This window comes from Streptomyces aurantiaciflavus (assembly GCF_049808595.1).
Lineage (GTDB): Bacteria > Actinomycetota > Actinomycetes > Streptomycetales > Streptomycetaceae > Streptomyces.
Genome location: NZ_JBNCAQ010000016.1, coordinates 138,243 through 164,104 on the forward strand (window position 1 = coordinate 138,243; position 25,862 = coordinate 164,104).

The following is a 25,862-nucleotide window of genomic DNA, read 5'->3' on the forward strand; positions in this document are numbered from 1 at the left end:
GAGGTGACGATGTGAGCAAGACAGCAGCGCCCCCGCGCCGTCGGCGGGGCACAACGGCCGGCCGGCGCCGACGGGTCCTGCCCGCAGCAGCGGCCGCCGTGCCGGCCGTGGTGGCGTGGTGGGCGTGGTCGTCGCCGACGCCCTGGTGTCCGGCACCCTGGTCGGCGTCAACGCCGACTACGGCGACACCGCCGTCGTCCCGGGTGGCGATCTCGGGCGACGGCGGCAGGGGCATCACCGTGTGCGAGCGCTTCCGGGGCAACAGCAGCGGCGGCGACCGTGTCACCGGGCGAACGCACCCGCGCCGCCCTCGCCCTGCTCCAGGGCAGGGGCGGGCCGGCCGCAGCGCGGTGGCGGGCGTCCGCCGCAGCAGCGGCAGTCCGGCTCCGGCCAGCGCGGCGCGGGCGGCGGCCGGCGCGGCGGCGCCCGCCAGGCTCCGGCGCCGGCGAACAGCGGCGCGGAGCCGATCGCCCTGGGCAGCGGCCCGGACGGCACGAACTGCCGCTGCAGCGCCTCCGCCGTCACCTACGGCTGATCCGAGGGCCCTTCGAGGCGCCGGCGGTCCTCCTCGTCCCACGCCCGGGTGTCGCGCGGCTGGACGTACGGCTCCTCGTCGGCCGGGTGACCGCCCGCGACGGCGCGCTGGCGGGCCAGCTCCGCATCGAACTCCAGGCCGAACAGGATCGCCAGGTTCGTGATCCACAGCCAGACCAGGAAGACGATCACGCCGGCGAGCGTGCCGTAGGTCTTGTTGTAGGAGCCGAAGTTCGCCGCGTAGAACGCGAACCCGGCCGAGGCGATCATCCAGATCAGCAGCGCCAGGAAGCTGCCCGGTGTGATCCAGCGGAAGCCGCGGACCCGCGCGTTCGGGGTCCCCCAGTACAGGGTCGCGATCATGGTCGTGACCAGGAGCACCAGCACCGGCCACTTCGCGATCGACCACACCGTCAGCCCGGTGTCACCGACCCCGAGCGCCTCACCGGCCTCCCGTGCGAGACCGCCGGTGAACACGACGATCAGCGCGCCGGCCACGGCCATGACCAGCAGCACCATGGTCACCGCGACCCGGACCGACAGCACCTTCCACACCGGACGTCCCTCGGGAAGGTCGTAGACCGCGTTCGCGCTCCTGATGAACGCCGCGACATAGCCGGACGCCGACCACACCGCGAGGAGCAGACCCACGACCGCCATGAGCGAGCCGAGCCCGGAGCGGCCCTGCAACTGCCGCACGGCGTCGCCCAGCAGGTCCTGCACCGCGCCCGGCGCGAGCCTCTGGATGGTGTCCAGCGCCTCCTGCGTCGCCGACCGGCCGGCGATCCCCAGCACGGAGACCAGCGCCAGCAGCGCCGGGAACAGCGCCAGGATCCCGTAGTACGTCAGAGCGGCGGCCCGGTCGGTCAGCTCGTCCTTCCTGAACTCCTTCAGGGTGCCTTTCAGCGCCGCTGCCCAGGAGCGCCTCGGCAGCTCCGTCGGGGTGTCCGGCGCCCGCCGCTCCACCTGTTCGTCCGGCCCGGCCTCCGGCACCCGCCCGGCCCCGGCCTCCGGCCCGGCCCCGACGGGCTCGGTGTGCCGACGGTGCCTGCCGTGCGTTTCGGGTCTTCTCCTGGTCCGCGTCATGGCGGACGAGTATCCGGCCGAGGGTCACCCATACCTACATAGGGGACAGACCGGGGCAATCCGCTCGTTCACCTGTCGGTGTTCTCGGCCAGGGTGTGGGTGACGAGGGCGTTGGCATGGCCGTGGCCCAGGCCGTGCTCGGCCTTGAGCCAGGAGACGAGCTCCATGTGCTTGGTCAGCGGCGAGGCGCGGATCAGGTCCTTCCACTCCGCTATCGGACGGCCGTACTTCTTCTCGATCGAAGGGAAGTAGCTGGCGGGACCCTTCTCAGGTGCGGTCATGTCGGTCGCGTCCTTTCCCTCGGCCGGTCAGGCCTGCTCGCTGCTGTCGGTGTGTACGACCGGCGGGGGGAGAAGAAGCAATCGGCCCATCAGTGTGACCTGAGTCACTCTTCCGGCGGCTGTCGCCCCGGCGCCCCCGACCGCACGTCCGGTTCCGCCCGGATCGTCTTCCCCGCGGCCGCGGGCCGCGTGCCCCGGCGCAGGCTCGCCCGCGCTTCTCGACCCCGGCCGCGCCGGAGCGGGAGGGGCGGGTCGCCTCAGTTCAGGCCGATCGCCGCGCAGTCCGCCGCGTAGGCCTTGGTGCAGATGTCCTTGACGGTGTAGACGCCGTCCCGGACCACCGTCTCCTTGATGTTGTCCTTGGTGACGGCGACCACCGGCACCAGCATCGACGGGATGTCCTTCTGCGTCGGGCTGTCGACGCGGTCACGGGTCAGCGAGTCGAACGTCAGCGAGCGGCCCTGGGCCCTGGCCACCGCCATCTCCGCGGCCTTGTCGGTCTCCTCCAGGAACGACTTGTACACCGTCATGTACTGCTCACCGGCCACGATCCGCCGTATCGCCGCCAGGTCCGCGTCCTGCCCGGTCACCGGCGGGATCTCGGTGGCGCCCGCCTTCTTCAGCGCGTCGATGACGGCGCCCGCCATGCCGTCGTTCGCCGAGTAGACGGCGGCGATGTGGCCGAGGCCGACGGACTGGATCGCCTTGCGCATGTTCGCCTCGGCGACCTCGGGCAGCCACTCCCGGGTGTCGTACGACTTGGCGATGATCACCCTGTCCTTCAGCTCGCTGAGCGCGCCCTGTTTGAGCCGTGCCGTGTTCGGGTCGGCGGGTGAGCCGTTCATCATGACGATCTTGCTGGTGGCGGCCGCGGCGCCGAGCTCTGCCATGATGGCGCGGCCCTGCACCTCACCGACGAGCTCGTTGTCGTGCGAGACGTACGCGTCGATCGGGCCCTGGGCGAGCCTGTCGTACGCGATGACGGGGATGTCCGCCTTCTTGGCCTTCTCGACGGCCGGCGCGATCGCCTTGGCGTCCACCGCGTCCACCAGCAGCACGTCCACCTTCTCGGCGATCATCTTCTCGAGCTGCTCGCTCTGCTTCTTCGCGCTCGCCTCGGCGTTGGCGTAACTGACCTTGCCCTTGCCCTCGGTGAGGGCGGCGACCCGCTGCGCGATGAGCGGGTGGTCGAACCTCTCGAAGCGCGAGGTCGCCCTGTCGGGCAGCAGCAGCCCCACCGTGATGTCGTTGCCCTTCTTCGGGACCGCGGACTCCTCACTCCCGCCGACGCCTTCGACGACTCCGCAGGCGGCGAGCAGGAGGGCCGACGTGGCGGCGGCCAGGGCCACGGCGCAGCGGCGCGCGGCGGTCCGACGGTGGGTACGAGCGTTCACTACAGGTGTGCCTTCCAGGTGCGGACGGGGCAACAGCGCCCCCATCGCACCCGAGCGTCTCGCGCACACACCGCTCCCGGGCACGGCGTGCGCCGAATCTCCCCACCTCTCACGGCTTCGTTCCAGGCTTCGCGGCTGGCTCACGAAACCCGCGGCGCGGGCGCGACGTCACCGACGCCGGGCATCGCCGACGCAGTTGTGGCGCATGATCGTCTCCGCCTAGGTTTGCCCGTCATGACCATGACGCGCAGAGCGATCCTCAAGGGCGTGGCCGCCGCCCCCGTCGTCGGAGTGGGCGGCACCCTCCTCTCCCCCACCACCGCGCACGCGGCCACCATCGACGCCGGTCAGTTCCGGCTCACCAGCCGGTCCTCCAACACGCACGGGGAGTTCGCCGACCTGGCGGCCGGACTGGGGAACGTGCTGACGAAGGCCGACGCGACCACGGTCATCGCCGGCACCAACCGCGCTGCCAAGGCCCTCACCGGCGCCCCCGGCACGGTGGAGGCCTTCCAGACCGGGTTCACCTGGGACGACGCCGACCAGGCCGTCGCCTACTGGATCCCGCAGGGCGTCACCACCAGCGCCGACGCCTTCGGCAACGGGCTCTATCCGGCGGGCGGCAGCAACAGGATCGTGCTCGTCTCCTGGTTCTTCGAGACCGACCCGGACGCCGACGGCGTCGACGAGTACCCGCTCGACAAGGGCATGCGGCTGACCTTCGTCGACTACGGCAACCCGGCGGCGCCCCGCTACCAGCACGTCCTGCTGGTCGAACCCGTCAGGACCACCACCGGCGCGTACTCCTTCAACCCCGTCCGCAAGCACGCCGGCGGCGTCATGTGGTACGGCGACCTGCTGTACGTCGTCGACACCTACAAGGGGCTGCGCGTCTTCGACCTGCGCACCCTCTTCAAGGTGGCCACCGCGGAAGGCAACGTGTGCGGTCTGCACACCGACGGCCAGTACTACGGCTACGGCTACCAGTACGTCCTGCCGCAGAGCCACGCCTACGACAACGCCGGGGCCTACCTGCGCTACACGACGATCGGCCTCGACCGCGCCAGCACCCCCGACTCCCTGGTGGTCAGCGAGTACTCGACGTCCGGCACCGTCAGCTACACCGACGGCGCCTTCAACGGCACCGGCGAGCCCAGCACCGCCACGCCCAAGGTGGTCCGCTGGAACCTCGACTACACCACCCGGCACCCCGCCTCGCTCACCGCGACGGAGGCCGTGACGGTCGCCCAGCAGAAGATCCAGGGCGTCGTCTCCCGGGGCGGCAGGCACTACCTCTCCGTGAGCAACGGCCCCTCCGGCACCGGCGCCCTGCGCACCTTCACCTCCGGCGCCACGACCGCGAGCACCGTCTGCGACCTGGCCGTCGGCTGCGAGGACCTCAGCTACCACAGCAGCGGGGCGTCGGGCTGGGCGTACGGCGAGTCGGTGATCTGGAACGTCAGCGAGTACGCCGGCAAGCGGTACGTCTACGCGGTCCGCGCGGACGGCTCGTGACCGGGTTCCGCCGGTCTGCCCGCCACGGCGCGTGACCGTGGTCTGCCGGACAATGGGCACATGAGCATCGTCAAGATCAACGTACTCACGGTCCCCGAAGAGCAGCGCGAGACGCTGGAGAAGCGGTTCGCGGCCCGGGCGGGCGCGGTGGAGAGCTCGGACGGCTTCGAGTGGTTCGAGCTGCTGCGACCGGTGGAGGGCACCGACACCTACCTCGTCTACACGCGCTGGCGCACCGAGGAGGACTTCCAGAACTGGATGTCCGGCCGGGGTCAGGCGGCGCACGGCGGCGGCTCCGCGGAGGGCGGCGAGCGCCCCAAGCCCGCCGCGACGGACGCGACGCTGTGGTCCTTCGAGGTGGTCCAGCAGGCGGCGCCGAAGCAGGGCTGACGCCTGAAGCGGGTTGTCACCGGGGCGCGGGGGAGGCATCACGGCCGACGTGGACGGCACGTGCGTCACCTCACGCCCCGGTTACATTTCGCTCAACCTCTGGTAACCGCGCGGTGCGGCAGCGACCATGGGCACATGACTCTGGCCGAGCGCGCCATGGCGCGACTGGAAGGCTGGCCCGATCTCCTTACAGGCCAGGCCAGTTGTGGCACAGGGCGGGCGCTGCGCTCCGTCCACAGCGAGATACTCCACTTCCACACCGACCGGGACGTGGACCTGCACCTCACCGTCCCGGCCATCGAACGCATCCACGGCGACCTGCGGGAGTCGACGGCGGTACGGGTGGTGCCGGGCTCCCGCTGGGTCACCGTCCACCTCGACTGCGACGCGGACGTGGACCTGCTGATGAGCCTCGTCAGCATGGCCCTCAAGGCGCACCTGGCGGAGGCGCCGGGCACCGGACCGTCCCCCGCCTCGTGCAACTTCCACCGTGTGACGCTGGTGCCGCGCGACGAACCCTACGAGCTCTGATCACCCACGGGCGTCGTGTCGTCCTCGCCCGCCTCCCACAGAGTCCATCCGCCCATGGAGCAAGCCCGTTCGTACGGGTGGCGAACCGGGGGCGAAGGGTGGGTGCGGGTGGGCCCCCGGGGACGCCGCAGCGGGGGTGACGATCAGCCGGTCGCCGGCTCGGTCAGGCCCGTCGCCCGTCCCTCCTCGTCCCATCGGACCTCCAGGACACGGGTGACCGCGCCCCGGTCGAGGGGGCCGAAGACGTGCGGGAACAGGGTGCTGTCGGGGACTCCCGGCGGCGGGGCGGGGGCCGCCGCCTCCCACTCGCAGCGGGCGGTGAGGCGGTCCTCGTCGAGGAGCAGCGCGAGCAGCGGCCTCGGGGCGTCGCGGTAGAAGTTGTTGACGACGGTCAGCGTCGTCGCCTCGTCGGGGGAGCAGTGGACGAAGCCGTCCTCGGCGAGGGAGGCGGGAGCGTAGGGCTCGTCGGGTCGGGCGTCCCACTCGGCCTTCGGTACGACGTGGTAGATCATCGTCCGGTTATACAGCACCGTCCGCCTGCCTCTCCTTGCCCGCACTCCGCGAGGTGCGGTCACCCGTTCTTCGCGGCGGCGAGGAGGAGGACGTACGGCAGGAGGACGGCGGGGAGGGTCAGGAGACGGGGCTTGAGGGGGCGGTCCTGTGCCAGCGGCCTCAGCACGTTGAAGAGCAGGAGCAGGGGCAGGACGACGAGGCCGGTCGTGATCAGGCCGATGAGGACGAAGGAGCTGTCCTCGATCTGGTCGTAGGTGCAGCCGCCCAGTTCCAGACGCTCCATGTCGTCGATCCCCTGGCAGTGGCCGTGGGCGGCGTACCAGCGGGCGCACGCGACGAGGACGATCGTCGGTATGCCGATCAGCAGGTTCACCAGCAGCGGCACCAGGTACCGCCGGAGGGTGGAAGGCGGCGCGGGGGAGGGGTCGGGTTCGGATTCGCGTTCGGGTTCGACGGTGGGCATTGCGCCACCCTAAGCGCGCCTCACGCAACGCGGGGACCTGGCCGCAGTCGTCGTGTCCGGCCGTGAACCCGATCCACGGCTGCGGGTAACAAGGGCCGTAACCGCCCGCCGGCAGACACGGGAGACCGAGTGAACGGCCCGCCCGGCAGACCTGCCGACGACGTCGGCGGCAAGGCCTCCGGCGGCCCGTTCGTGAAGAAGGGCACGCAGGTCGGCATGTCCACCCGCATCTCGGCGACCGTCGTGGACAAGGCGGGCGACCGGAAGTGAGCGGTCCCTGGTCCTGGGCGGCAGCGAAAGCGTCGAAGTCCGCCCGGGACCGGGGGCGAGGGTGAGGAGGGGACCGGCGTCGAGCTCGGAGTCGCGGATGTGGAGGGCGGCGGGGGTGGTGGCCGTCTCGACGCGGGAGTCGCCCTCACTGCTGCGGTCGTCCAGATCACCTACCTGGGTTGCTGATGCCCGGTGCGGCATACGAGAAGTCGTACGCCGCCCAGTCGGTGAGCGTGCGGTAGCCGAGGCGCTGGTAGAGGGCGTTGCTGGTGGGGTTGTTCAGGTCCGCGAACAGGACGACGTCCCTCGCGCCCGCGGCCAGCGCGGCCCGGCTCACCTCGGCCGTCACCGCGCCCGCGTAGCCGCGACCGCGCAGATGGGCCGGGGTGTAGACGATGTCCACCTGGATCTGGCCGCCGATCAGCGGGTTCATGCCCGCGACGGAGACGGCAGTGCCGTCCGGGGTCTCCCAGAGCGTGTAGCGCTTGTCGGCGAAGCGCGTGCCGGCCCAGGAGTCGGCGTCGATGGTGACGGCCTCCCCGACGGCCTTGGCGAACTCGCCGCACCAGTACATGACTTGGTCGAGGTCCTGCTCGCCCAGGACGCGGCCCCGGCCCGCCGGCGGCGGCTCCGGCGGGGTGAGCGTGCCGAGGCCGTACAGACGGAGCCGGGTGTCGCGGATCTTCGGCGTCGCGCCGGTGTGCCGCTGCCAGGCCTCGGCGAAAGCGGTGGCGCTGCTGTGGGGCGCGCTGACGGAGGGAAGGGAGTGCCCGAGGGCGGCCAGGCGGGCGGCGAGGGTGTCGGCCTGTTCGGGCGTGAGCGGGGTGAGGACCAGGGCGCGGGGCGGGATGCGGAAGAAGGCGGCGCGGACCTCGCCCGCGTGCTCCAGCACGCCGAAGACGGGGGCTCCGGCGCCGAACGCGTCCACCCCACGCGCGCGCACTCTCGCGGCCCAGGTCAGCGGCATGACGTGCAGTCCGGGCCGGGAGCGCAGGAAGTCTCCGGCTCGGGCGAGGAATTCGTCGACGTCTTCGGTGAGGTGCCAGTCGTCCGGGCGCATGCTTGGTGATTCTCATGCACTCGACTCGGGGAATCCACGGCTTTCCAGCGACGGGGCGGGACGACGAAGCCCTCGTCGCTGTTCGGCAGCGGCGCCTCCTCGTCTGTCCACAGCTGTGGATGACCGAGCCGCGCGGCACGGGTCAGGAGGTCGGCGGTGCAGCGAGTGGCGACCGCACAACGCACGAGGCCCACCCCGCCTGAACGGGGTGGGCCTCGCAGTGAGAGCGCCGGGCAGGCCTTGCACCTGCATCTCCCCGCAGGAAGCGGGGCGTCTTTCCTTGGACCACCAACGCAGAACCGATTCACCGCTGTTGTGGCGACCAGCTCATGATCAAGCTTACAGCATCCCGGGAGTGCTCCCGACCAACCGTCAGCCGAGCGCGTTCACATCCAGGTCGGGGCCGACGACGAGGGTGACGACCCCCGCGGTGGCGTCCGCGGACGCGGAGGACTGGGCCTTGGGCAGCCGTGAGGAGAGGACCGCCGCCTTCTTCTCCAGGCCCGCCGGGAAGCTGATGGCCGTCCTGCTCACCGTCTGGGGCGCGTTGCCCGTACCGGCGATGGTGAAGCCGGCCTTCCTCAGCTTCTCGGCGACGGTCGCGGCGCGTCCGGCGACTCCGGTGCCGTTGAGGACGCGGACCTGTACGGAGGAGGCGTACACGAGGTCCTTCACCGCCGCCTGCAACTGCGCCTTGGTCGTCTCCTTGTCGTTGGCCAGGGAGGTGAACAGGTTGGCGGCCTGCGGGTACTGCCAGACGACGTTCGCCAGGTCCGCCGGAACGTCGGCCTGGCGTGGGTAGTTGGGCACGGTGAGGAAGGCCAGCCGGTCGCTGGGGATGCCCTTGAGCTCGTTGGCGAGGCCGTAGATCGGCTGGATGCCCGCCAGATCCGGGTCCGTCGTCAGGGACTTGGTGCCGGCCTGCAGGAAGCCGTACATGGCGTCGGGGCTCGTCAGCTTGGATTTGGCCTTCTTCACCAGGGAGTTCATGAACTCCTGCTGGCGGCCGATGCGCCCGATGTCGGAGTTGTCGCCGACGCCGTAGCGGACCCGGACGTAGCCGAGGGCCGTCTCGCCGTCGACGGTCTGGCAGCCGGCCTTCATGTCGAGGCGGGCCTTGTCCGACTTGATGGCCTGCTCGGGGCAGACCTCTATGCCGTCCAGGGCGTCGACCATGCCCTTGAAGCCGGAGAAGTCGATGGACATGAAGTTGTCGATGCGCAGGCCGGTATGGGCCTCGACGGTCTTGATGCTGCACGCGGCGGCCCCGGCGACCTCGCCGCTGGTGCCGCCGATCGCGAACGCCTCGTTGATCTTGCCCTTGTGCGGGGAGGACGTCTTGCCGTTGCCCATGTCGCAGGCGGGTATCTCCACGTACGAGTCGCGGGGGAACGACACGACCGCGGCCCACTTCCGGTCCGCGGGGATGTGCAGCACCATCAGCGTGTCCGACTGCATGGTGGTCAGCTCTTTTTTGTTGCCGTACTTGGCGTTCGCGCCCTCACGGCTGTCCGAGCCGACGACCAGGATGTTCTTCGAACCCGGACTGAGGTTCTCCGGCCGGTCGCCGCCCAGCTTGTCGTTCACGTCGGCGGAGTTGATGTTGTTGTTGAGGTCCTGATAGATCCAGGCGCCGACCCCGCCGACCGCGAGGACGACCACCGCGGTCACTCCCCCGCCCCAGGCGACGAACCGCCCCCGCCGCGTCAGCCTGGTCTTCCCCGCCCTACCGGCCTTGCCCGGCTGAGTACGCCGACGCCTTCCTGTTCCGCTCACCGGCGCTCGCCCCTCCGCCTCGGCCTGCCACCCCGTTGAACCGTGCTCGGATCGTGCGGCGTTGGTCACCGCCGAACGACGGAACCCTACACGCAGGTAGAAATACGTCCCGAAAACACAGACGACTCATCCGCCCCGGACGTTCCACCCGTCCGGCACTTCCGTCGCGCCGCGTCGCGGGGGCCGGGGAGAGGGGAGACCAGACCTCGCCACCGGCGATCAGCTCCCGGCGCCGTCGGCCGGCGAAGGCACGGCGCACGGACGCAGGACCATGAGCGAACTCTCCCAGACCGCCACCATGGCGAAGGGGAACCGGTCGAGCTCAAGACAGAGTGCGACGTCATCGGGATGGACTCCTTGACGCACACCGTTCGCCAGCTCGGCGGCGGCGCGCGACGCGGCAGCGCGGCGGAGGAACTCAGCAGCGTCCGCGCCGGCCTCCGTGACCCTTCGGGCGATGTACTGCGCACACGCCAGGTCTTCGTCGGCCTGCCCGTCCTCGCCGGTGATCACGAAGGTGACACTGTCGCTCCCGCGCGTCCGCAGGAGCCGGGCTGTCGCCTCCGCCACCACGAAACTGGCACACAGCACCAGCGACGCCTCCTTGGCCGCCAGGGCACCGACCGTTCCCGCCGTGGTCTTCTGCACCACGGTCCGGCCGCGAAGGTCGAAGGACCGCAGCAGGCCCGGCGAGTTGACGGTGTCGAACCCGGGAGCGGGCGGACCGTCCTTGAGCGCCACCCAATCCGGGTGGCGAGCCCTGAGCACCAGGGCTTCGTCCAGCGACTCGGCAAGAACGATCTTTTCCGCCCCCTGAGCGAAGGCCCAGGCAGCCACGGTGAAAGCACGCATGACATCGACCACGACCGCCACGGACGGGGCTTCGACCAGCTCGGCGATGCCGAGGAAACGAGCGTCCATCCCGATCATGATTCCCCATGCCCGATCCGCAGCACCCAGAGAGTGACCCGCATCACATCGACGGTCTCGCGAGTCGGCGCCGCCGGGACTGTGCGGACAGCCGAGGACAGCTGGGCCTCCCAGGCTGTGCCGGGCCGGGCCGGCCCGCGCACGATCTCGCTGCCGCCGTCCGCCGGATCAGGCGGGAATCCAGTCCGGCCACTGCGGCGGAACGTTGCGCCCCCGGTTCCCCCCTCACCTCGGCCGCAACGGCCCCGCCGCCGCCTCCACCTCCGCCCACACCGCGGGCCGGGTCCGCTCCGTGAAGGTGGGGACGTACGGCCACACGACCCGTTGGCCGGCGTGTACAGCGGGGGTCACGGCCCAGATCACGCCGTCGCGGTCGACGTAGCGGGGCCAGTGGTGGGACAGGCCGTGGGCCACGTCGGTGCGGAGGCGTTCGACGAGGGGGGCGGGGATGGGGGACAGGCGGGGCTGTGGGGGGCGCCAGTCCGGCAAGGGGCCGCGGAAGCCGACCCCGTGGCGGCGGCGGAGGAGGACGATCTCGGCCGCGGCGGTGCCGGTCACGGCGACCGGGCCGGCGAAGAGGGCCACGTAGTAGGACGGTGTGGGGTGGGAGCCGGGGTAGGCCTCGACCGCGTCGATGAGGACCGAGTGGGCGATCGCCGTCAGCCAGACCAGGGGGACGCTCGCCAGGGGGCGGACGAGGGGGTGTCCGCCCGTGCTGAAGGCGTTGCGGTGGATCAGGTAGAGGACGGAGCCGAAGAAGACCGTGAGCCAGGGGCCGAACAGCACCGCCAGGACCAGCCAGACGGTCTGGTCGGGTGCGTAGTCGTACCCGTGGAGCGCCCAGGCCACGAACAGACCGCAGAAGGCCGCCGTGAGCAGGGCGGTCAGCAGGGGGCGCAGGCACAGGCGGGCCACCGTGCCGCGGGTGCCGGGGCGGGCCAGGGCGATGAGCGGGGCACAGGCCAGGAGGAGGGCCACCGGGCCCGTGGCCAGCATCAGGACGCTGTCGCTGAAGGCCTCGCCGAGGGGCTCGACGACGCCTGCGCCCGTGAACAGACGGATGAGCAGGAAGAGGACGCCCAGCCCCAGCAACGCCCGGGGCAGCAGCAGCCGTTCGATGAGCGGGTCGGCCGCCTCCCCGACGGGGCCGACGGCGTCGGACGCGCTGAAGCGGAGGATGTGGAACGGGCCGTAGACGCGCCGGGCAAGCCGCCACGGCAGCAGCACGTCGAGCGCCCACGCACCCGGCCCGCTCGCGCGGGCCGGGGCGTCGGGCGTGCGGTAGGGCGGCCGGTCGTAGGCGTCGGCGGCGGCGCTCATGACGTCGCTTGCTCCCCCGAGTCGACGGATCATGGCCAGAACACGCTCATCCTGGCATGTCCGCCGCCAACGCCCAACCGGTTACGGCGCGTTGATCAGGTCGTACGGCGGAACCGACACCGTACGGGCGCCCGGCGTGCCGCCGAGGACGACCTTGCGCAGGGAGGTGTTGTTGTTGAGGTTGGTCTCCTTCAGGCGCTTGGCCGGGTTGGCGAGGACCTCGACGTAGTACGTGCCGTTGGGCAGGTCCGTGATGTCGAAGGACTGGCCCGGGCGGTACTGGGTGTAGGTGTCGCCGGAGCCGACGTCCAGGACCTCGCGCACGGAGATCGAGTTCTGCTCACCGCAGGCGGTGGACAGGTCGGTGTTGTACGGGTGCCAGTTGGCGTTCTTCACCGTGTAGTCGACGGCGTCGGTGTTGGCCAGGCAGAACGCCTCCTTGCCGCTGCGCACCGACTTGGTCTTGTCCTCGCTCAGCAGGCGGTAGCTGGCGAAGTCGGTGAAGTGCCAGTGCTCGTGGCCGACGCGCGGGTCCCACTCCATGGTGCCGGTGGGGGTGTAGCCGACCTGCTTGCCGTTCGCGTCGTAGAAGTACTGGTAGGCGTCCATCAGGTCCTGGCCGGGGCTGCGGAAGCCGTCGACGACGAGCGGGGCCGGGCCCGCGTTCCAGACGTTGGCGCTGAAGGCGAGGTAGTCCTTGCCCGGTACGTCGCCGTCCTCGCCGTCGGTGATCTGGAAGCCCCAGGCCGGCAGGGACCGCAGGTCCGGCTTGGGCACGTCGGCCGGGACGGTCGCCCGGCCGGCGGGCCGCTTGGGGTTGGCCTTCAGCGCGGGCGCGATGCGGGAGCCGTCGGTGTGCCCCTTGCCGTCGCCCAGGTGGTGGGCGAGGCCACGGTCCTCCAGGGCGTGGGAGAGGGCGGGCGGGGTGGGGGCGTCGGCGCCGCGCGGGCCGTAGTGGTGGTTGCCATGGCCGGCCGGCTCGCCGGCGGCCTGCGCGGAGTGGGCGCCGTGCGCGCCGTGGCCGCCGTGGGCGGCGGAGGACCGGAGGCCGACGCCACCGCCCTCGTCGGTCTGCTCACGCACCGTCACCTTGACGGTCGGCCGCTCGTCGGGGATCCCGAAGAAGTCCCGGTACTTCTTCGCCACCGACACCGTGGCCGTGTACTCGCCCGCCGGCAGGTCGACGCGCTGGTCGTAGTCCTGGGCGTTGGTGTTGGCCGCCCAGCCCTTCTCGACGCCCCACACCGAGCCCAGCGTGAACGGGTTGGTGGGGCAGCTCTGCGGATAGTGCGAGGTCGCCGGCGCGTCCGGACGGATCCGGCCGGAGGCGTTGTTGGGGCAGAAGGTCTGCTTGGCGGTGGCGACCTCGGCGCCGGACGCGTCCTTGACCGACACCTCCAGGAAGTCGGGCAGCCCGGCGAAGTCGTTCACCAGACCGGCGGGCAGCTTCTTGGTCTTCGTCTTCGTCCCGTCGCGCAGGATCTGCTCCGCGACGACGGGGTCCTTGTACGACTTGCGCGTCACCTTGAACTCCAGCGGCGCGTTGTCGACCGAGACGTAGGTGCCGAGGTCGAGGAAGACGCCGGGCGGCTCCCCCTCCCACTGCCACCGGTCGAGCGTCACGGACTTCGACGCGGCGATCAGCTTGAGCTCCGGCACCCCGGGCTTGCTCTTGGGGGCCGCTCCGGCGCCGGGTGCGGCCCCGGCGACGGCTACGACGGTGAGCGCGGCGCCCGCGGCGAACGCGGCGCGCTTGAACCCCTTGCGATGTGGCTGACTGGTCATCGGTTCCTCGTCTGCGAGTGCCATGGTCAGTGGCATCGGACTGGACAGCCCACGGAGGCGGCCTCTCGTACGGACGCACCCCACGCGCCCCGGCCACACATCTGTGAACAAACTGTGAGACAGACAAAACCGTTGCCCTGGTTGCCTGTTGGGGAAGAAATTCACCTGCCGTCGCGGTCTCGCGGCGACCGCCCCCACGTCCGCAGCTGCCTCGAGGAGAGTGCGTCTCCATGGCCGAGCTCCATCCCCCCGTCGAGCCGTACGAGCACGGCATGCTCGACGTCGGCGACGGAAACCGCGTGTACTGGGAGACCTGCGGGAATCCCGCGGGCAAGCCCGCCCTCGTCCTGCACGGCGGGCCGGGATCCGGGGCGGGGCCGTTCTGGCGCCGGCTGTTCGACCCCGCGGCGTACCGCATCGTGCTCCTCGACCAGCGCGGGTGCGGCCGGAGCACACCCGACGCCGCCGATCCGCACACCTCGCTCGCCACCAACACCACCCCGCACCTGATCGCCGACATCGAGTTGCTGCGGCAGCACCTCGGCATCGGGGAATGGCTGGTCCTCGGCGGCTCCTGGGGCGTGACCCTCGCGCTGGCCTACGCCGAGCGGCACCCCGGAAGCGTGTCCGAGCTGGTGCTCTTCAGCGTCACCAACACCACCCGCCGCGAGGTGGAGTGGGTCACCCGGGACATGGGGCGGATCTTCCCGGAGGAATGGGAGCGGTTCCGCGACGCCGTACCGGAGCGGGAGCGTGACGGCAGCCTGGTGGATGCCTACGCCCGCATGCTCGCCGACCCCGACCCGGCCGTCCGGGAGCGGGCGGCGCGGGAGTGGTGCCGGTGGGAGGACGTGCACGTGTCCACCCACCGGGGGCACAAGCCCGACCCGCGTTTCGAGGACCCGCGCTTCCGGCTGCGCTTCGCCCGCCTCGTCACGCACTACTGGCGGCACGCCGGCTTCCTGGAGGACGGGGCACTGCTGCGGGACGCCGGGAAGCTCGCCGGCATCCCCGGCGTGATGGTCCACGGCCGGGTGGACATCAGCAGCCCCCCGGACGTCGCGTGGCGACTGGCTCAGGTCTGGCCGGACGCGGAACTCGTCCTCATCGGCGACGAGGGCCACGGCCTGTCGGGTGACGCCACGACGGAGGCCCTGCTGGCGGCCACGGACCGGTTCCGGCCGATCTGAGTCACCCACTGCGACGGCGCCGAGGTCCTGGCGGCCGCGGGCCACCAGCCGCAGCCGCGGGTCCCTCACCCCCGCTGTCCAGCTCCGGAGCCGCGGGTCCCTCACCCCCGCTGTCCAGCGCCGGAACCGCGGGTCCCACCCGCTGCGAACCGGCCCGGGTCAGTGGCCGCCCAGCCCGGGCAGACAGGCGCCGTCGGCTGTGCGGCCCACGACCTCCGCACTGGCCTCGCCCGTGCTGTCGACCGTGCCGTTGACGCACACCCGGCCCTCGCCCCCACCGACCAGCGCATCGCGGAGGGGGGCGAAGCGGTCTCCACGCGTCTCGATCTGCTCCGGCGGCAGCCCGAGGGCACTGGCGGCCGCGGCACGCAGACCGGCTTCCGTGGTGCCGGAGTCCACGAGCTTCCGCAGGGCCGCGGCCAGCGCCCGCGCCCTCGGCTCGGCCTCGGCCCGCTGCTCGGCGGTGATCGGCATCGGCTCGCGGTACGCGTGGTTCTCCGCCACCCGCTGGTTCCAGTCGAACGTGATACACGGCGACGGCGTCGCCCGCCGCTCTTCCGGCAGCGGGCAGTACCCCTTCGCCGCGGCCGAGGAGGCCGCCGATCCCGGACCACCCGCACGGGGGTCGTCCGCCGGCCGGGCACAGCCGGCGGCCAGCGCGACGAGCAGCACCAGAGAGGGCACGGCAATCAGCCGAACGCGCGTACCTGCCATGGCTGCATCCTCGCAGACAGAGCACGCAGGGCGACTCCGGTGCTCCCGGAGGCGAACCTCGGGGTGATCGGCCGGAACGGGTCAGTACCGGACCGCCCTCCCCACCTCGGCCCGTATCTCGCCCGACACCTTGCGGGTGCTGCGTGCCGTGGCCGGCTTGGACTTGCCGGCCGGGACGTCGGGGACGGTGACGAGGACCGTGTCCTGCCAATTGCCGTTGGCATCACGGAAGTTGACCTGGACGGCGAAGGACTTCGTCGAGTCGGCGGAGTTCGTGGCGGTCACCTCGACGGTGCCGCGGCCGTCCGCGTCCGTGGAGGGGCTGCCGAGTTTCACGTCGTCCTTGGCTTCGACGCCGCCCTTGATGCTGTCCAGTTGACGGCCGACCTCCGCGGTCGCCGAGGCGAACGCGTCCGCGGCCCGTTCGCCGACCGACTCCGCGGCGGACGCGGCACGGCTGGCCACGGACGACGGGGCGGTGTCGTCCGAGCAGCCGGACAGCAGGAGCGCGCACGCCGTCGCCGTCAGCGCGGCCGTTGTCGCCCAGTGGGTGCGGTGAGCTGCCATGGCGCCTCCAGCGTCCGGTACGGCCGTTCTGCGCATCCCCTCCAGTGAAGGTCGGCCCGCCCGCGCCCGCATGCCGGCTCACCCGGACGGGCCACTCCTCGTGGTGCCGGGCCCTGCCGGGACAGATCGTCGACAGAGCACGGCCGACACAGGCACAGGAGCACACGGAAACGGGGTACGGCCATGAGCAGCGAGCAGCCGTCGCATTCCCAGCCGCCCCAGCAGCCCCCCGTCACCCCTCGGGAGTCGCCCATCTGGGATCCCTCCCACCAGGGCACCGACCGCGCCCCGTCCGAGTGGGGCTCCCGTCCGGTGGAGGAGAGCGGCTGGGCTGCCGGCGGTGTCGTCTTCGCGGGGGTGCTGATGCTGGTGCACGGCGTCCTCACCGCCCTCCAGGGCATCGCCGCGATCGCCGAGGACGACGTGTACGCCCGCCTCGGCGACTACGTCTACGAGATCAGCCTCACCGGCTGGGGCTGGATCCTGCTGATCCTGGGCGTCGTGGCCGCCGCCACCGGGTGGGGCATCCTCAAGGGGGCCGACTGGGCCCGGACCGCCGGCATCCTGCTGGCCTCGCTGAGCCTGGTCCTGCAGTTCCTGTTCCTGCCGTACGCGCCCGTCTGGTCGATCACCCTGATCGCCATCGACGTCTTCGTGATCTGGTCGCTGGCGACGTACCGGCCGCCGATCACCTGAGTGGGACGGCCGTCCCTCAGCGCTTCAACTTCTTGTACTTCCGCATCAGTTCGACGATCCGCGCCTGATCCGCCGGCCCGTTCAGCTCGGTCAACAGCTCGTCCGGGCACAGCTCGTAGAAGTCTCCCCAGTAACGGCGCCCCCGGTTGTCCCAGACGCGGTAGCCGCCGGGTACCCCCCGGGCCACGTAACGCCGCTTGCTCACCGCCGGCTCACCGCTCGCACACTCCAGGGCCCCCTCCGCGCCGTCGAACGCCCAGTGTGCCCGGCCGCCGTCACCCCTCGCGCGGCATTTCCCTGTCGGGCCTGGTCGGACTCGGCCGCACCGGGGTGTCCGGCACCACCTCGACCCCCTTCCTCCGCAGCCACGGCAACGGCGGCACCGCGGACCCCATGTACGGCGTGATGCGCACCTCGAAGTGGAGGTGGGGGCCGGTGACGTTGCCGGTCGCGCCGGAGAGGCCGAGGCGCCGGCCCGCCGTGACCCGCTCGCCCTTGCGGACGTCGATGCGGGAGAGGTGGGCGTACTGCGTGAAGTAGCCGTAGGGGTGCCGGATCAGGACCTGGTGGCCGAAGCCGTCGCCGCAGGTGGTCACGCGGACGGTGCCGGGGCCGACGGCGTACACCGGGGTGCCGGTGGGCACGGCGAAGTCCTGGCCGGTGTGGCGGTGGGCCCAGCGGGGGCCGCTGTCCGCGTATCCGGCGGAGAGCCAGTAGCCGCGGGTGGGGGCGGTCCAGGCCGGCGTACGGTCCTTGGGCGGCTCGTTGTGGTGTTCGGGCCGGTCGCCGTGGTGCACGGACCGGTCGCCGTGGTGCACGGACCGGTCGCCGTGGTGCACGGACCGGTCGCCGTGGTGCACGGGCTGGTAGCCGCGGGCCCCGGACGACTCGCGGCGGTCCTCAGGCCTGTCGCCGCGGTTCTCGGACGGCTGCTTACGGTCCTCGTTGGGCTGTTGCTTGCGGTCCTCGGGTCGCTGCTTGCGGTCCTCGTTCGGCTGTTGCTTGCCGGGGTTGGGGGGCCGGCCGCCCTCGGGGGCGAAGCACTGTCCGTCCCGTCCCGACGGGTCCACGGCGGCCGGATCGCCGGTGTTCTGGGCCACCGCCCACAGCATGTCCCACAGTTGGGAGCGAATGGCCTTGCGGCGCTGTTCGGCCGCCTCGACCGTCCTGTCGTCGGCGCCCGCCTCGCGGAGCCGGTCGGCCTCTTCGCGGGCCTGCTCGTGCGCCCGCACGACCCGGGCGGCCTCCTCGCGGACACCGCCGCTCCTGGCGCCGCTCCCGGCATCGGCGGGCACCGGGGCGAGCGCGACCAGGACAACGGCCAGGAGTACCGCCAGAAGTACCGCCAGGGGGGTGGTCCCGGTCATGGCACCGAGACGCGTGGGGGGAAAGCCCGTGGGGTGTTCTCGTCGCATCTTGGGATCATCGGACCGGTGCGGCTTGCGAACCGGATGCCGCACCGCGCGTTCAGCCGATCGGCCGCGACACCAGCTTCCGGTACACGTCGGAGGAGCGTGGGTTGCTGCGGCACAGCCACACCCCGTGCGGGCAGTAGTCGCTGATGGTCTGGTAGAGCGGCGGGTGCCGGACGAACCAGTCGAGCATGCCGCGTACGTACGCCGGGTTGTCCCCGTTCCGGTACAGCCCCCACTCGGGATACGAGATGGGCTTGCGGTGCTGCTTGGCGAACCGTACGTGCGCCGTCAGTCCGTACGGCTCGGCGACCTGCTCCTTGAAGGGCATGCCCTCGGGATGGTCGTAGGCGTCCATGCCGATGACGTCGACGTAGGCGTCACCGGGGTAGCACTTGGTCCAGGGGATGGCGTCCCGCCCCCGGTTGGGCGTGAACTCGAACCGGAACCGCTGTCCGGGCACGGCCCGCACGGCCCGCACGATGCGCTTCCAGTACTCCTTCCAGGCGCCCGGGTCCGGCCCGCACCGGTGCTGGTAGGTGATCCCGTTCATCTCCCAGCCCATGACGAGCACGGTGTCGGCGAGGCCGAGCGCGACGAGCCGCCGCCCGAGCGTCCGGAAATGCCCGTCGTACGCCCCGTCCGCGCCCTTCCTCAGCTCGTTCCGCACCACGGCGTCGGGCAGATGCGCCTCGCTCCGGTCCAGCATCGGCACGTTGAGCACGAACATCCGATCCGGCCGGGCCTTGCGCCACTTCGCCCAGTGCTGCAGATGCCCGGGCTCCCCCTCGATACGGCTCCACCGGTCGCCCGGCAGAAACGCCCGCCCGACGCGCGGCGTGGCCGCCCCCACCCATCCGTCGAGCCCCGCGAGCCGCCGCACGGCGTCGGAGTCGTACCCGAGGTAGGCGCCGAAGGCGGGCTGGGGGCGGGGCGGCGGAGCGGTTCCCGGCCACCCTCCTCCGAGCCGGATACAGGCCGGCCCGGTCAGCAGGGCCAGCGCGGCGAGGGCGATGACGAGTACACGAGGAGGCTGTCGCACCGGCTCATGATGACCACCGCCCACCCCTGCACACGCCGGACTCGCCAGGAGACCACTCGGACCGGGGACAGCGCCCCGGCCGCTCCCACCGCAGTCGCAGCAGTGGGCGTACGACAGTTCGAGGAGATCGGAACCGGTCGGAACCGGCCGGAACCCGGGGAGGAGGGGCGATCCCGAGGGCGGGGAGGGAGGGGGGCAACCCCGAGGGCGCGGGCGGCGACTGGTAGATGTCCGTGAATCCCGTTCCCCACACGAGGAGTTCACCCATGCGCAGGCATCTCGCACGGTTGTTCACCGTGCTCGCGGCCCTGGCCGCCCTGCTCCACGCGACCGGAACGGCGGCTCCCCGCGCCGAGGCCGCCAACGAGTGGAACCCGCCGTCGAACCTCGTGCAGCCGCTCAACGAGGTCTGGAACCACGTCTCGACGACCTACCCCGACCTCTACGGGTTCCGCAACTACGGCTGGGACCAGGTCATGGCGAACAAGGGCAGCATCAACTACTGCGTCCGCTGGGAGTCCGACGCCCCGGTCAGCGCCGCCCTGCGCGACCGGATCCACACGGCGCTGAAGCGGCAGTTCGCCCTGTGGATGGCCGCCCAGACGGAGAACGGCCGGGGCTACAACAACTGGCCGTACACCACCGTCCCGGTCAACATCGTCGGCTGGGCGGTGAAGAACCGCTCCACCCTCCAGTGGACGGACAACTCCGTCGACATCTACACCAACGTCCTGGACGGCGGCGGCGCCCCGCAGTGCGCCCCCGACTGCGGCCGCTTCTTCCACCAGGACGGCAACTACTCCAAGTGCCCCGGCGGCACCGCCCGCCACTACGACCAGTCCCTGTGGCTGACCAAGGGCTTCCAGGGCGGCGCCGGCGGCGACTGGGGCCAGCGGGTCGGCCAGGAGTACTTCACCTCCGCCCTCGACCAGCAGAACATCCACATCTATCTGCACGAGGTCGGCCACACCTTCGGCCTCGACGACTTCTACGACTGGACCCCGACCGGCCAGTGCTGCTTCCTGATGAAGGCCGGCAGCGCGGCGCAGATCACCGAGTTCGACAAGTGGATGTTCCGTGACTTCTGGCGGCATCTGAAGGGGCGGTACGGGCTCTGATGCCCGGCCTCTGAGCACGGTCTCCGCGGGGTGCCGGGACTGCGGCACCCGGCGGAGCGGGCCTGCGTCGGACCGAGGGCCCGTGCGGTCACCCGTGGGGGCCCAACTCGATGCATTGCGAACCCTGCTTCGTATGGTGGAGGCGGCATCACTCGACCCGGAGCGGTCGCGTGACTTCATCCACCGGGTGGCGAAGGAACCGACGTGAGGCAGCGCCTGTGGTTCGCGGTCCCCGCCTCGGGGCTGGTGGCCGTCTGGCTCGCGCTCTCCGAGCGTTCGCCCGCCGCGGTCCCGTCGCCGCAGTTCTACATCCTGTGCCGCACCCCGGGATCCTTGCGGGCGGCATCGGCAACCGCCGTGCTGTGCATCGTCGCCGCCGCTGCCGTGGCCGTCGTCGGAGCGGTTCGCGCGGTCGGAAGACCGTCCCGCCGGCCCCTGCGTCCGGTGCTGTACCTGGCCGGGGTGCTTGTGCTCGTCGTGGGAGCGGATGGGCTGGACTCCCTGGGCAGCCGCATCGCCTACCGCACGGCGGTGAGCGACGCGGGCACGGACCTCACCGGTTGCGAGACCGGCTATCACGTGACACCGGGCTGGTTCTTCCTCCTCCCGCCCGAGGTGCGGGATCAGTGGGCCGGCGCATGATCAGTGGCATGAGCGAACCGAAGACGGCCCACCTCTCCCGCCTGTGGGACGAGTTCAGGGGCATGCCGTTTCCTCGCGACTTCCACCTGCGGGAGCCCGAAGGCATATGCATGGTGTCGTTGGACACGTACCTCGCCGGCTGCATCTCCGTGGCCTTGGACGGTCCCTTGGACGACTGGCGCCGCGAGGTCCTGCTGAGGCTGACCGCGAGCCTCGGCAAGGTCCTTCCGTCTCTTGGCGATGACGCGTACGGGCTCGAGTACTTCACGCACCTGCACGAGATGGCACTGCTGGCGGCCGAACTCGACGCTGCCCGGGGCGAGTAACGCTGAAGGGCCGCCCGGCCGAGCTCACGCTTCACTCGGACGGTCCGGTGACTTCCCCACAATCCCCACCGCATCCCCCACCGACACCTTTCCCGCCCGCGCCACCGCGAAGTACGCCCCGAAGACCACCCCGTCCGAAGCTCGCCGGTAGTCGGCCAGTGTGCGGAGTGGCTCCGGGCCGTCGCGGTGGCCCGTTTCCTGGTCGACCATCGTGATGGCGCAGCGGACCGTCGGCTCGGTGAAGGTCAGTTCCGTGCCGGCGATCAGGAGACGAGCGGCTCGGTCCTCCGTGTGGGGCGTGTCCCAGCCGTCGACCACCATGTTCGGGCGGAAGCGGTTCATCGGGAGGGGCGGGGCGCCGCGTTCCACGAGCCTGCCGTTCAGGAGGTCCAGGCTCGCCCTCGACACGACGTGCAGGCGGCTGTGGTTGGCGGTCGCCCCGCCGTTCCTCGGGCGTACGCGCAGCAGTCTGCTCGGGCTGCCCAGGACCTGGCTCAGCCACTCCGCCGCCGTCTCTCCCTGGTCCACGGTCCCGTACGACCGGCCGGGGAGCTCCACCTCCTTCTCCGACTCGCCGGAGCCGTCCAGGCGCAGCTCGCCGCAGCCCGGTGCGCGGAGAGTGAGCGGGCCGCCGTTCGGGGCCGGCTCCGGGGTGATCAGGGCCAGCTTCGGGTCGCCCCACTGCCAGCGCAGCTCCCCCTTCTCGTCGACGATCACGTAGTCGCGGTCGTGGGCGATGCCGTCGGGTGTGATCCGTGCCTCGGTGAGCCCGATCCCGGCGCAGCCCTTCACCGGGTAGTACGTCAGCTCGCTGACCTTCGCCGCCACGCGACGCCCCCTCAGTCCGTCACCAGCGCCAGCAGGAAACCGTCGTACCCCTTCTCCCCCACCGTCTGCACCGTCGTCGCCGTCAGCCTCGGGTGCCGCGCGACCAGTTCGGTGAAGCGGCGGACGCCCTTCACGCGCGGGTCCTCGCTGTCCGCGTCCGTCACCTCGCCGTCGCGGACGACGTTGTCGCCGACGATGACGCTGCCGGGGCGGGTCAGGCGCAGGGCCCACTCCAGGTACTCGGGGTTCGAGGGTTTGTCCGCGTCGATGAAGACCAGGTCGAAAGGTGCCGCCGAGTCGTCCGCCAGCTCGGGGAGGGTGTCCAGGGCCTTGCCGACCCTCAGGTCCACCACTTCCTCCAGCCCCGCCCTCGCGATGTTCGCCGCCGCCACCTCCGCGTGCCCCGGGTCCGCCTCCAGCGTCACGAGCCGGCCGCCCTCCGGCAGGGCTCGGGCCAGCCAGAGTGTGCTGTAGGCGCCGAGGGTGCCGATCTCCAGGATCGTGCGGGCGCCCTGGATCCGGGCGATGAGGTGGAGCAGCTTTCCTTGGTTGGGGGCGACTTGGTGGGGTGGCAGGCCTGCGGCCTCGCTTCCGTCACCGGCCGCCTTCAGGGCCTCGTCCTCCTCGACGAGCAGGTCGTTGAAGTAGTGGTCGACAGCCGTCCAGGTGTGGTGTTCCGACACCGGGTCCCCTTTCCCCCGTACACGGCAACGAGTGAGTTCCGTATGGGAACTTACCCTGCCGCCCGACTTCGTGGCGCAAGTTTTTACGGAAACCTGTGAATGCTCGTGGCCTTCCGTCCGTACTCCTGTGCGTCCGACCCCGCCGAGCACAACGAGTACGGCCCGTACAGCGAGCACAGGCGGCATCCCCTACCGGGCAAGGAGGAACGGTGGCCTTTTCGCGGAACGCGATGGGAACTGCCTTCGTGGGCGGCGCTCTGAGCTTGACCCTCGCAGCCCTCGCCTATCCGTCGATGCTGGGACTGGACACGGTCTCGACGTCAGGCGACAGGATCATCGCCAACACACAGTGGGGGCCGCTGACGGAGTCCGACCGGGCCTTCGTCGTGGCCGTCCGGGCGGCCGGGCTCTGGGAGTACCCGGTGGGGTTCATCGGCCTGCAGAAGGGGCAGAGCCCCGCGGTCAAGACCGCCAGCGAGCACCTGATCGACGGGCACGCGGCCCTGGACACCACCTGCCGCAAGATCGCACCGATGCTGAACATCACGCTGCCCAACGTGGCCAGTCCGCAGCAGATCGGGTTCGTCAACACCCTGAGCTCGAAGACGGGCCAGCAGTTCGACATCGAGTTCGCCAACATTCTGCGCATGACGCACGGTTCCATCTTCAACACCGTGGCCAAGATCCGGTCCACCACGAAGAACACGCTCGTGCGGGCCCTGGCCGACCAGGCCAACGACACCGTTCTCGACCACATCACGGTGATGGAGAAGACCGGCATGGTCGACTTCGACCAGACGCTCTTCACCCAGACCACCCCGCCGAAGCTGCCCAAGTCGGACCTGACCCCGCCGCCCCCGGCCGCCGGTCAGCCGATGGTCGTCCTCACGCCGCCGCCGACCGCCACGTCCACCCCGGTGGACATCGACGGCGCGGCCGTGGTGGGCGGCGCGACCCCGGCGCCCGCACCCACTGCGGGATAGGCCGCACGGCGGGACCACGACGGGGCAGGCCGCACGGCGGGATGGGTCACGGCGGGGCAGGTCCCCTTCTCACGCCAGCCAGACCGTCGTGTCCGGGCCGATCCGGCCGTCGCCGTCCAGGGGGACGCTCGTCAGCAGCACCTCCCCGGGCGGCAGCGGGACCGACGTGTCCGACAGGTTCGCCACGCACCGCCAGCCGTCGGAGCGCGCGAAGGCCAGCACACCGGGCGGGGTCTCCCGCGCCCAGGTCAGCTCCTCGCCCTCCAGCAGCTTGCGGCGCAGGCGCAGGGCCGTGCGGTACAGCTCCAGGGTGGAGCCGTCCACGCCGTCCTGCGCCTCGACGGCGTACCGCGCGAAGGACGACGGCTGCGGCAGCCACGCGCCGCCGGCGCCGAAGCCGTACGACGGTCCCGTCGTCGTCCACGGCAGCGGCACCCGGCAGCCGTCGCGGCCCTTGCGGACCCGTCCCGTCTGTTCCCAGAGCGGATCCTGGAGGACCTCCACCGGCAGGTCGGCGACCTCGGGCAGCCCCAGCTCCTCGCCCTGGTAGACGTACGACGATCCCGGCAGCGCCAGCATCAGCAGGGTGGCCGCGCGGGCCCGGCGCAGGCCGGCCTCCTCGTCGACGGGCGGGGCGTGACCGCCGGACAGCAGCCAGGCGTTCTCGTCGGTGCCGGGCGGGAGCGTCAGCCGGGAGGCGTGGCGGACCACGTCGTGGTTGGACAGGACCCAGGTCGCGGAGGCGCCCACGGCACGGGCGGTGGCGAGCGACGCCGTGATGACCTCACGGATCGCCTCCGCCTCCCAAGGGGCCTGCAGGTACTCGAAGTTGAAGGCCTGGTTCAGTTCGTCGGGGCGGGCGTACAGGGCGCGGCGGGCGCCCGGGACCCAGGCCTCGGCGACCGCCGTGCGGGGCGGGGAGTAGCTGTCCAGGACGCGCCGCCAGTCGCGGTAGATCGCGTGGACCTCGTCGCGGTCGTAGAAGGGATGGGTGCCCGGGGCGAGGGCCGCCAGGGACTCCTCGGCGCTCAGCTCCGGGGCGTCGAGGTCCCGGAGCGGCTCGCTCAGGTCCTTGGCGAGGGCGTGGGCCACGTCGACGCGGAAGCCGTCGACTCCTCGGTCGGACCAGAAGCGCAGGGTGGTGCGGAAGTCCTCGCGGACCTCCTCGTGGTCCCAGTTCAGGTCGGGCTGCTCGGGGGCGAAGAGGTGCAGGTACCACTGGCCGTCCGGGACCCGCCGCCAGGCGCTGCCGCCGAAGACGGACTGCCAGTCGGTGGGCGGCAGTTCGCCGTGCGTGCCGCGCCCGTCGCGGAAGACGTAGCGGTCGCGGGCGGGCGAGCCGGGGCCGGCGGCGAGGGCCTCCTGGAACCAGACGTGCCGGTGGGAGGTGTGGTTGGGGACGAGGTCGACGATCACCTTCAGGCCGAGGCGGTGGGCCTCGGCGACCAGGGCGTCGAAGTCGTCCAGGGTGCCCAGGCGCGGATCGACGTCCCGGTAGTCGATGACGTCGTAGCCGCCGTCGGCCAGTTCGGACGGGTAGAACGGGCTGAGCCAGAGTGCGTCGGCACCGAGGGCGGCGAGGTGGGGCAGGCGCTCGGTGACGCCCCTCAGATCGCCGAGGCCGTCGCCGTCGGCGTCGGCGAAGCTGCGCGGATACACCTGGTAGACGACGGCCTGGCGCCACCAGTCGGGGTTGCGGGTGGAGAGGTCGGGCGCGGGAGCGGTCGTGGCGTCGCCCTGGTGGTCGGTCACGGGAGCGGTCTGGTCGTCGGTCGCGGGGGCGGTCACGGGAGCGGTCTGGCGGTCGGTCACG

29 protein-coding genes and 1 pseudogene are annotated in these 25,862 nt (G+C 71.5%); 12 read left to right on the forward strand and 18 right to left on the reverse strand.

Translation table 11 applies throughout. The annotated features are described in order from the left end of the window. The first annotated feature begins 118 nt into the window (after positions 1–118). Positions 119–535 (forward strand): hypothetical protein, encoded by a 417-nt coding sequence (locus ACPT94_RS20885; protein WP_425246522.1) that lies wholly within the window; start codon positions 119–121, stop codon positions 533–535. On the opposite strand, the gene ACPT94_RS20890 is transcribed toward ACPT94_RS20885, so the two are convergent. The 3 genes from ACPT94_RS20890 to ACPT94_RS20900 all read right to left on the reverse strand — a co-directional run bounded on the left by ACPT94_RS20890 (position 526) and on the right by ACPT94_RS20900 (position 3,295). Continuing rightward, entirely contained in the window at positions 526–1,620 is a 1,095-nt protein-coding gene (locus tag ACPT94_RS20890; protein WP_360350865.1) for a YihY/virulence factor BrkB family protein, read from the reverse strand. The two genes, ACPT94_RS20885 and ACPT94_RS20890, sit on opposite strands and share 10 nt — an antisense overlap. A gap of 68 nt (positions 1,621–1,688) precedes the next feature. Continuing rightward, positions 1,689–1,901: a DUF4287 domain-containing protein gene (locus tag ACPT94_RS20895; RefSeq protein ID WP_360350868.1), complete on the reverse strand. Its 213-nt coding sequence runs from the start codon at positions 1,899–1,901 to the stop codon at positions 1,689–1,691. 257 nt (positions 1,902–2,158) lie between these two features. Beyond that, positions 2,159–3,295, reverse strand: a complete 1,137-nt coding sequence (locus ACPT94_RS20900; protein ID WP_360350871.1) for a sugar ABC transporter substrate-binding protein — start codon at positions 3,293–3,295, stop codon at positions 2,159–2,161. A 234-nt stretch (positions 3,296–3,529) separates the two neighbouring features. Here ACPT94_RS20900 and ACPT94_RS20905 point away from each other — a divergent pair, with 234 nt between their 5' ends. The 3 genes from ACPT94_RS20905 to ACPT94_RS20915 all read left to right on the forward strand — a co-directional run bounded on the left by ACPT94_RS20905 (position 3,530) and on the right by ACPT94_RS20915 (position 5,731). After that, on the forward strand, positions 3,530–4,810 hold the full coding sequence (locus tag ACPT94_RS20905) for a hypothetical protein (RefSeq protein ID WP_360350873.1): 1,281 nt from the start codon (positions 3,530–3,532) through the stop codon (positions 4,808–4,810). Between the two features lie 60 nt (positions 4,811–4,870). Then, on the forward strand, positions 4,871–5,200 hold the full coding sequence (locus ACPT94_RS20910) for an antibiotic biosynthesis monooxygenase family protein (protein WP_360350876.1): 330 nt from the start codon (positions 4,871–4,873) through the stop codon (positions 5,198–5,200). 135 nt (positions 5,201–5,335) lie between these two features. Then, positions 5,336–5,731 (forward strand): luciferase domain-containing protein, encoded by a 396-nt coding sequence (locus ACPT94_RS20915; RefSeq protein WP_360350878.1) that lies wholly within the window; start codon positions 5,336–5,338, stop codon positions 5,729–5,731. 143 nt (positions 5,732–5,874) lie between these two features. Here the strand turns inward: ACPT94_RS20915 and ACPT94_RS20920 are convergent, their stop codons facing one another. Continuing rightward, on the reverse strand, positions 5,875–6,243 hold the full coding sequence (locus ACPT94_RS20920) for a DUF952 domain-containing protein (RefSeq protein ID WP_360350881.1): 369 nt from the start codon (positions 6,241–6,243) through the stop codon (positions 5,875–5,877). A gap of 59 nt (positions 6,244–6,302) precedes the next feature. Beyond that, on the reverse strand, positions 6,303–6,707 hold the full coding sequence (locus ACPT94_RS20925; RefSeq protein ID WP_360350883.1) for a hypothetical protein: 405 nt from the start codon (positions 6,705–6,707) through the stop codon (positions 6,303–6,305). A gap of 129 nt (positions 6,708–6,836) precedes the next feature. On the opposite strand from ACPT94_RS20925, the gene ACPT94_RS20930 reads away from it, so the two are divergent. Continuing rightward, positions 6,837–6,977: a hypothetical protein gene (locus tag ACPT94_RS20930; RefSeq protein ID WP_360350886.1), complete on the forward strand. Its 141-nt coding sequence runs from the start codon at positions 6,837–6,839 to the stop codon at positions 6,975–6,977. A 166-nt stretch (positions 6,978–7,143) separates the two neighbouring features. Here the strand turns inward: ACPT94_RS20930 and ACPT94_RS20935 are convergent, their stop codons facing one another. The 5 genes from ACPT94_RS20935 to ACPT94_RS20955 form a co-directional block, all read right to left on the reverse strand. Beyond that, entirely contained in the window at positions 7,144–8,037 is an 894-nt protein-coding gene (locus ACPT94_RS20935) for a GNAT family N-acetyltransferase (RefSeq protein ID WP_360350889.1), read from the reverse strand. 372 nt (positions 8,038–8,409) lie between these two features. Beyond that, entirely contained in the window at positions 8,410–9,813 is a 1,404-nt protein-coding gene (locus tag ACPT94_RS20940) for an LCP family protein (RefSeq protein WP_489686587.1), read from the reverse strand. Between the two features lie 219 nt (positions 9,814–10,032). Further along, positions 10,033–10,734: a 2-phosphosulfolactate phosphatase gene (locus ACPT94_RS20945; protein WP_360350892.1), complete on the reverse strand. Its 702-nt coding sequence runs from the start codon at positions 10,732–10,734 to the stop codon at positions 10,033–10,035. A 234-nt stretch (positions 10,735–10,968) separates the two neighbouring features. Next, positions 10,969–12,063 carry a hypothetical protein gene (locus ACPT94_RS20950; RefSeq protein WP_425246523.1) on the reverse strand — a complete coding sequence of 365 codons (1,095 nt, stop codon included), beginning with the start codon at positions 12,061–12,063 and terminating at the stop codon, positions 10,969–10,971. Between the two features lie 81 nt (positions 12,064–12,144). Then, positions 12,145–13,848 (reverse strand): lysyl oxidase family protein, encoded by a 1,704-nt coding sequence (locus tag ACPT94_RS20955; protein ID WP_360350898.1) that lies wholly within the window; start codon positions 13,846–13,848, stop codon positions 12,145–12,147. Between the two features lie 230 nt (positions 13,849–14,078). Between ACPT94_RS20955 and pip the strand changes: the two genes are divergently transcribed. Continuing rightward, positions 14,079–15,038, forward strand: coding sequence for a prolyl aminopeptidase (pip, locus tag ACPT94_RS20960; RefSeq protein WP_360350901.1), 960 nt, complete (start codon positions 14,079–14,081; stop codon positions 15,036–15,038). Between the two features lie 159 nt (positions 15,039–15,197). On the opposite strand, the gene ACPT94_RS20965 is transcribed toward pip, so the two are convergent. Further along, on the reverse strand, positions 15,198–15,752 hold the full coding sequence (locus ACPT94_RS20965; protein ID WP_360350904.1) for a precorrin-3B C(17)-methyltransferase: 555 nt from the start codon (positions 15,750–15,752) through the stop codon (positions 15,198–15,200). Between the two features lie 81 nt (positions 15,753–15,833). Further along, positions 15,834–16,319, reverse strand: coding sequence for an FxLYD domain-containing protein (locus ACPT94_RS20970; protein ID WP_425246524.1), 486 nt, complete (start codon positions 16,317–16,319; stop codon positions 15,834–15,836). Positions 16,320–16,502: 183 nt separating this feature from the next. Between ACPT94_RS20970 and ACPT94_RS20975 the strand changes: the two genes are divergently transcribed. Then, positions 16,503–17,015, forward strand: coding sequence for a DUF7144 family membrane protein (locus ACPT94_RS20975; protein ID WP_360350910.1), 513 nt, complete (start codon positions 16,503–16,505; stop codon positions 17,013–17,015). Positions 17,016–17,031: 16 nt separating this feature from the next. Here ACPT94_RS20975 and ACPT94_RS20980 read toward each other — a convergent pair whose 3' ends face one another. The 3 genes from ACPT94_RS20980 to ACPT94_RS20990 all read right to left on the reverse strand — a co-directional run bounded on the left by ACPT94_RS20980 (position 17,032) and on the right by ACPT94_RS20990 (position 19,469). Continuing rightward, a complete protein-coding gene (locus ACPT94_RS20980; protein WP_360350913.1) occupies positions 17,032–17,220 on the reverse strand; it encodes a hypothetical protein in 189 nt (62 codons plus the stop codon). A 70-nt stretch (positions 17,221–17,290) separates the two neighbouring features. Then, positions 17,291–18,382, reverse strand: a complete 1,092-nt coding sequence (locus ACPT94_RS20985; RefSeq protein ID WP_425246525.1) for a M23 family metallopeptidase — start codon at positions 18,380–18,382, stop codon at positions 17,291–17,293. A gap of 100 nt (positions 18,383–18,482) precedes the next feature. Continuing rightward, positions 18,483–19,469 (reverse strand): glycoside hydrolase family 26 protein, encoded by a 987-nt coding sequence (locus ACPT94_RS20990; protein ID WP_360350919.1) that lies wholly within the window; start codon positions 19,467–19,469, stop codon positions 18,483–18,485. Between the two features lie 266 nt (positions 19,470–19,735). Between ACPT94_RS20990 and ACPT94_RS20995 the strand changes: the two genes are divergently transcribed. The 4 genes and pseudogenes from ACPT94_RS20995 to ACPT94_RS21010 all read left to right on the forward strand — a co-directional run bounded on the left by ACPT94_RS20995 (position 19,736) and on the right by ACPT94_RS21010 (position 21,555). Next, positions 19,736–20,587: a hypothetical protein gene (locus ACPT94_RS20995; RefSeq protein WP_360350922.1), complete on the forward strand. Its 852-nt coding sequence runs from the start codon at positions 19,736–19,738 to the stop codon at positions 20,585–20,587. Between the two features lie 100 nt (positions 20,588–20,687). Then, positions 20,688–20,795: pseudogene (locus tag ACPT94_RS21000) on the forward strand (transcriptional regulator); the annotation flags it as partial. Next, complete coding sequence (locus ACPT94_RS21005; RefSeq protein WP_425246526.1) at positions 20,792–21,229, forward strand: hypothetical protein; 438 nt, start codon at positions 20,792–20,794, stop codon at positions 21,227–21,229. The pseudogene ACPT94_RS21000 and the gene ACPT94_RS21005, both read left to right, overlap by 4 nt. Positions 21,230–21,237: 8 nt before the next feature. Continuing rightward, on the forward strand, positions 21,238–21,555 hold the full coding sequence (locus tag ACPT94_RS21010) for a hypothetical protein (protein WP_425246527.1): 318 nt from the start codon (positions 21,238–21,240) through the stop codon (positions 21,553–21,555). Positions 21,556–21,579: 24 nt separating this feature from the next. Here the strand turns inward: ACPT94_RS21010 and ACPT94_RS21015 are convergent, their stop codons facing one another. Beyond that, on the reverse strand, positions 21,580–22,383 hold the full coding sequence (locus tag ACPT94_RS21015; RefSeq protein ID WP_360350930.1) for an MOSC domain-containing protein: 804 nt from the start codon (positions 22,381–22,383) through the stop codon (positions 21,580–21,582). An 11-nt stretch (positions 22,384–22,394) separates the two neighbouring features. After that, the gene (locus ACPT94_RS21020; RefSeq protein ID WP_360350933.1) at positions 22,395–23,066 is read right to left on the reverse strand and encodes an O-methyltransferase; all 672 of its coding nucleotides are present in this window, start codon (positions 23,064–23,066) and stop codon (positions 22,395–22,397) included. A 230-nt stretch (positions 23,067–23,296) separates the two neighbouring features. Here ACPT94_RS21020 and ACPT94_RS21025 point away from each other — a divergent pair, with 230 nt between their 5' ends. Next, complete coding sequence (locus tag ACPT94_RS21025) at positions 23,297–24,049, forward strand: DUF4142 domain-containing protein (protein ID WP_360350953.1); 753 nt, start codon at positions 23,297–23,299, stop codon at positions 24,047–24,049. A gap of 69 nt (positions 24,050–24,118) precedes the next feature. Here ACPT94_RS21025 and ACPT94_RS21030 read toward each other — a convergent pair whose 3' ends face one another. Beyond that, positions 24,119–25,801 (reverse strand): glycoside hydrolase family 13 protein, encoded by a 1,683-nt coding sequence (locus ACPT94_RS21030; RefSeq protein ID WP_425246542.1) that lies wholly within the window; start codon positions 25,799–25,801, stop codon positions 24,119–24,121. Between the last annotated feature and the right edge of the window lie 61 nt (positions 25,802–25,862).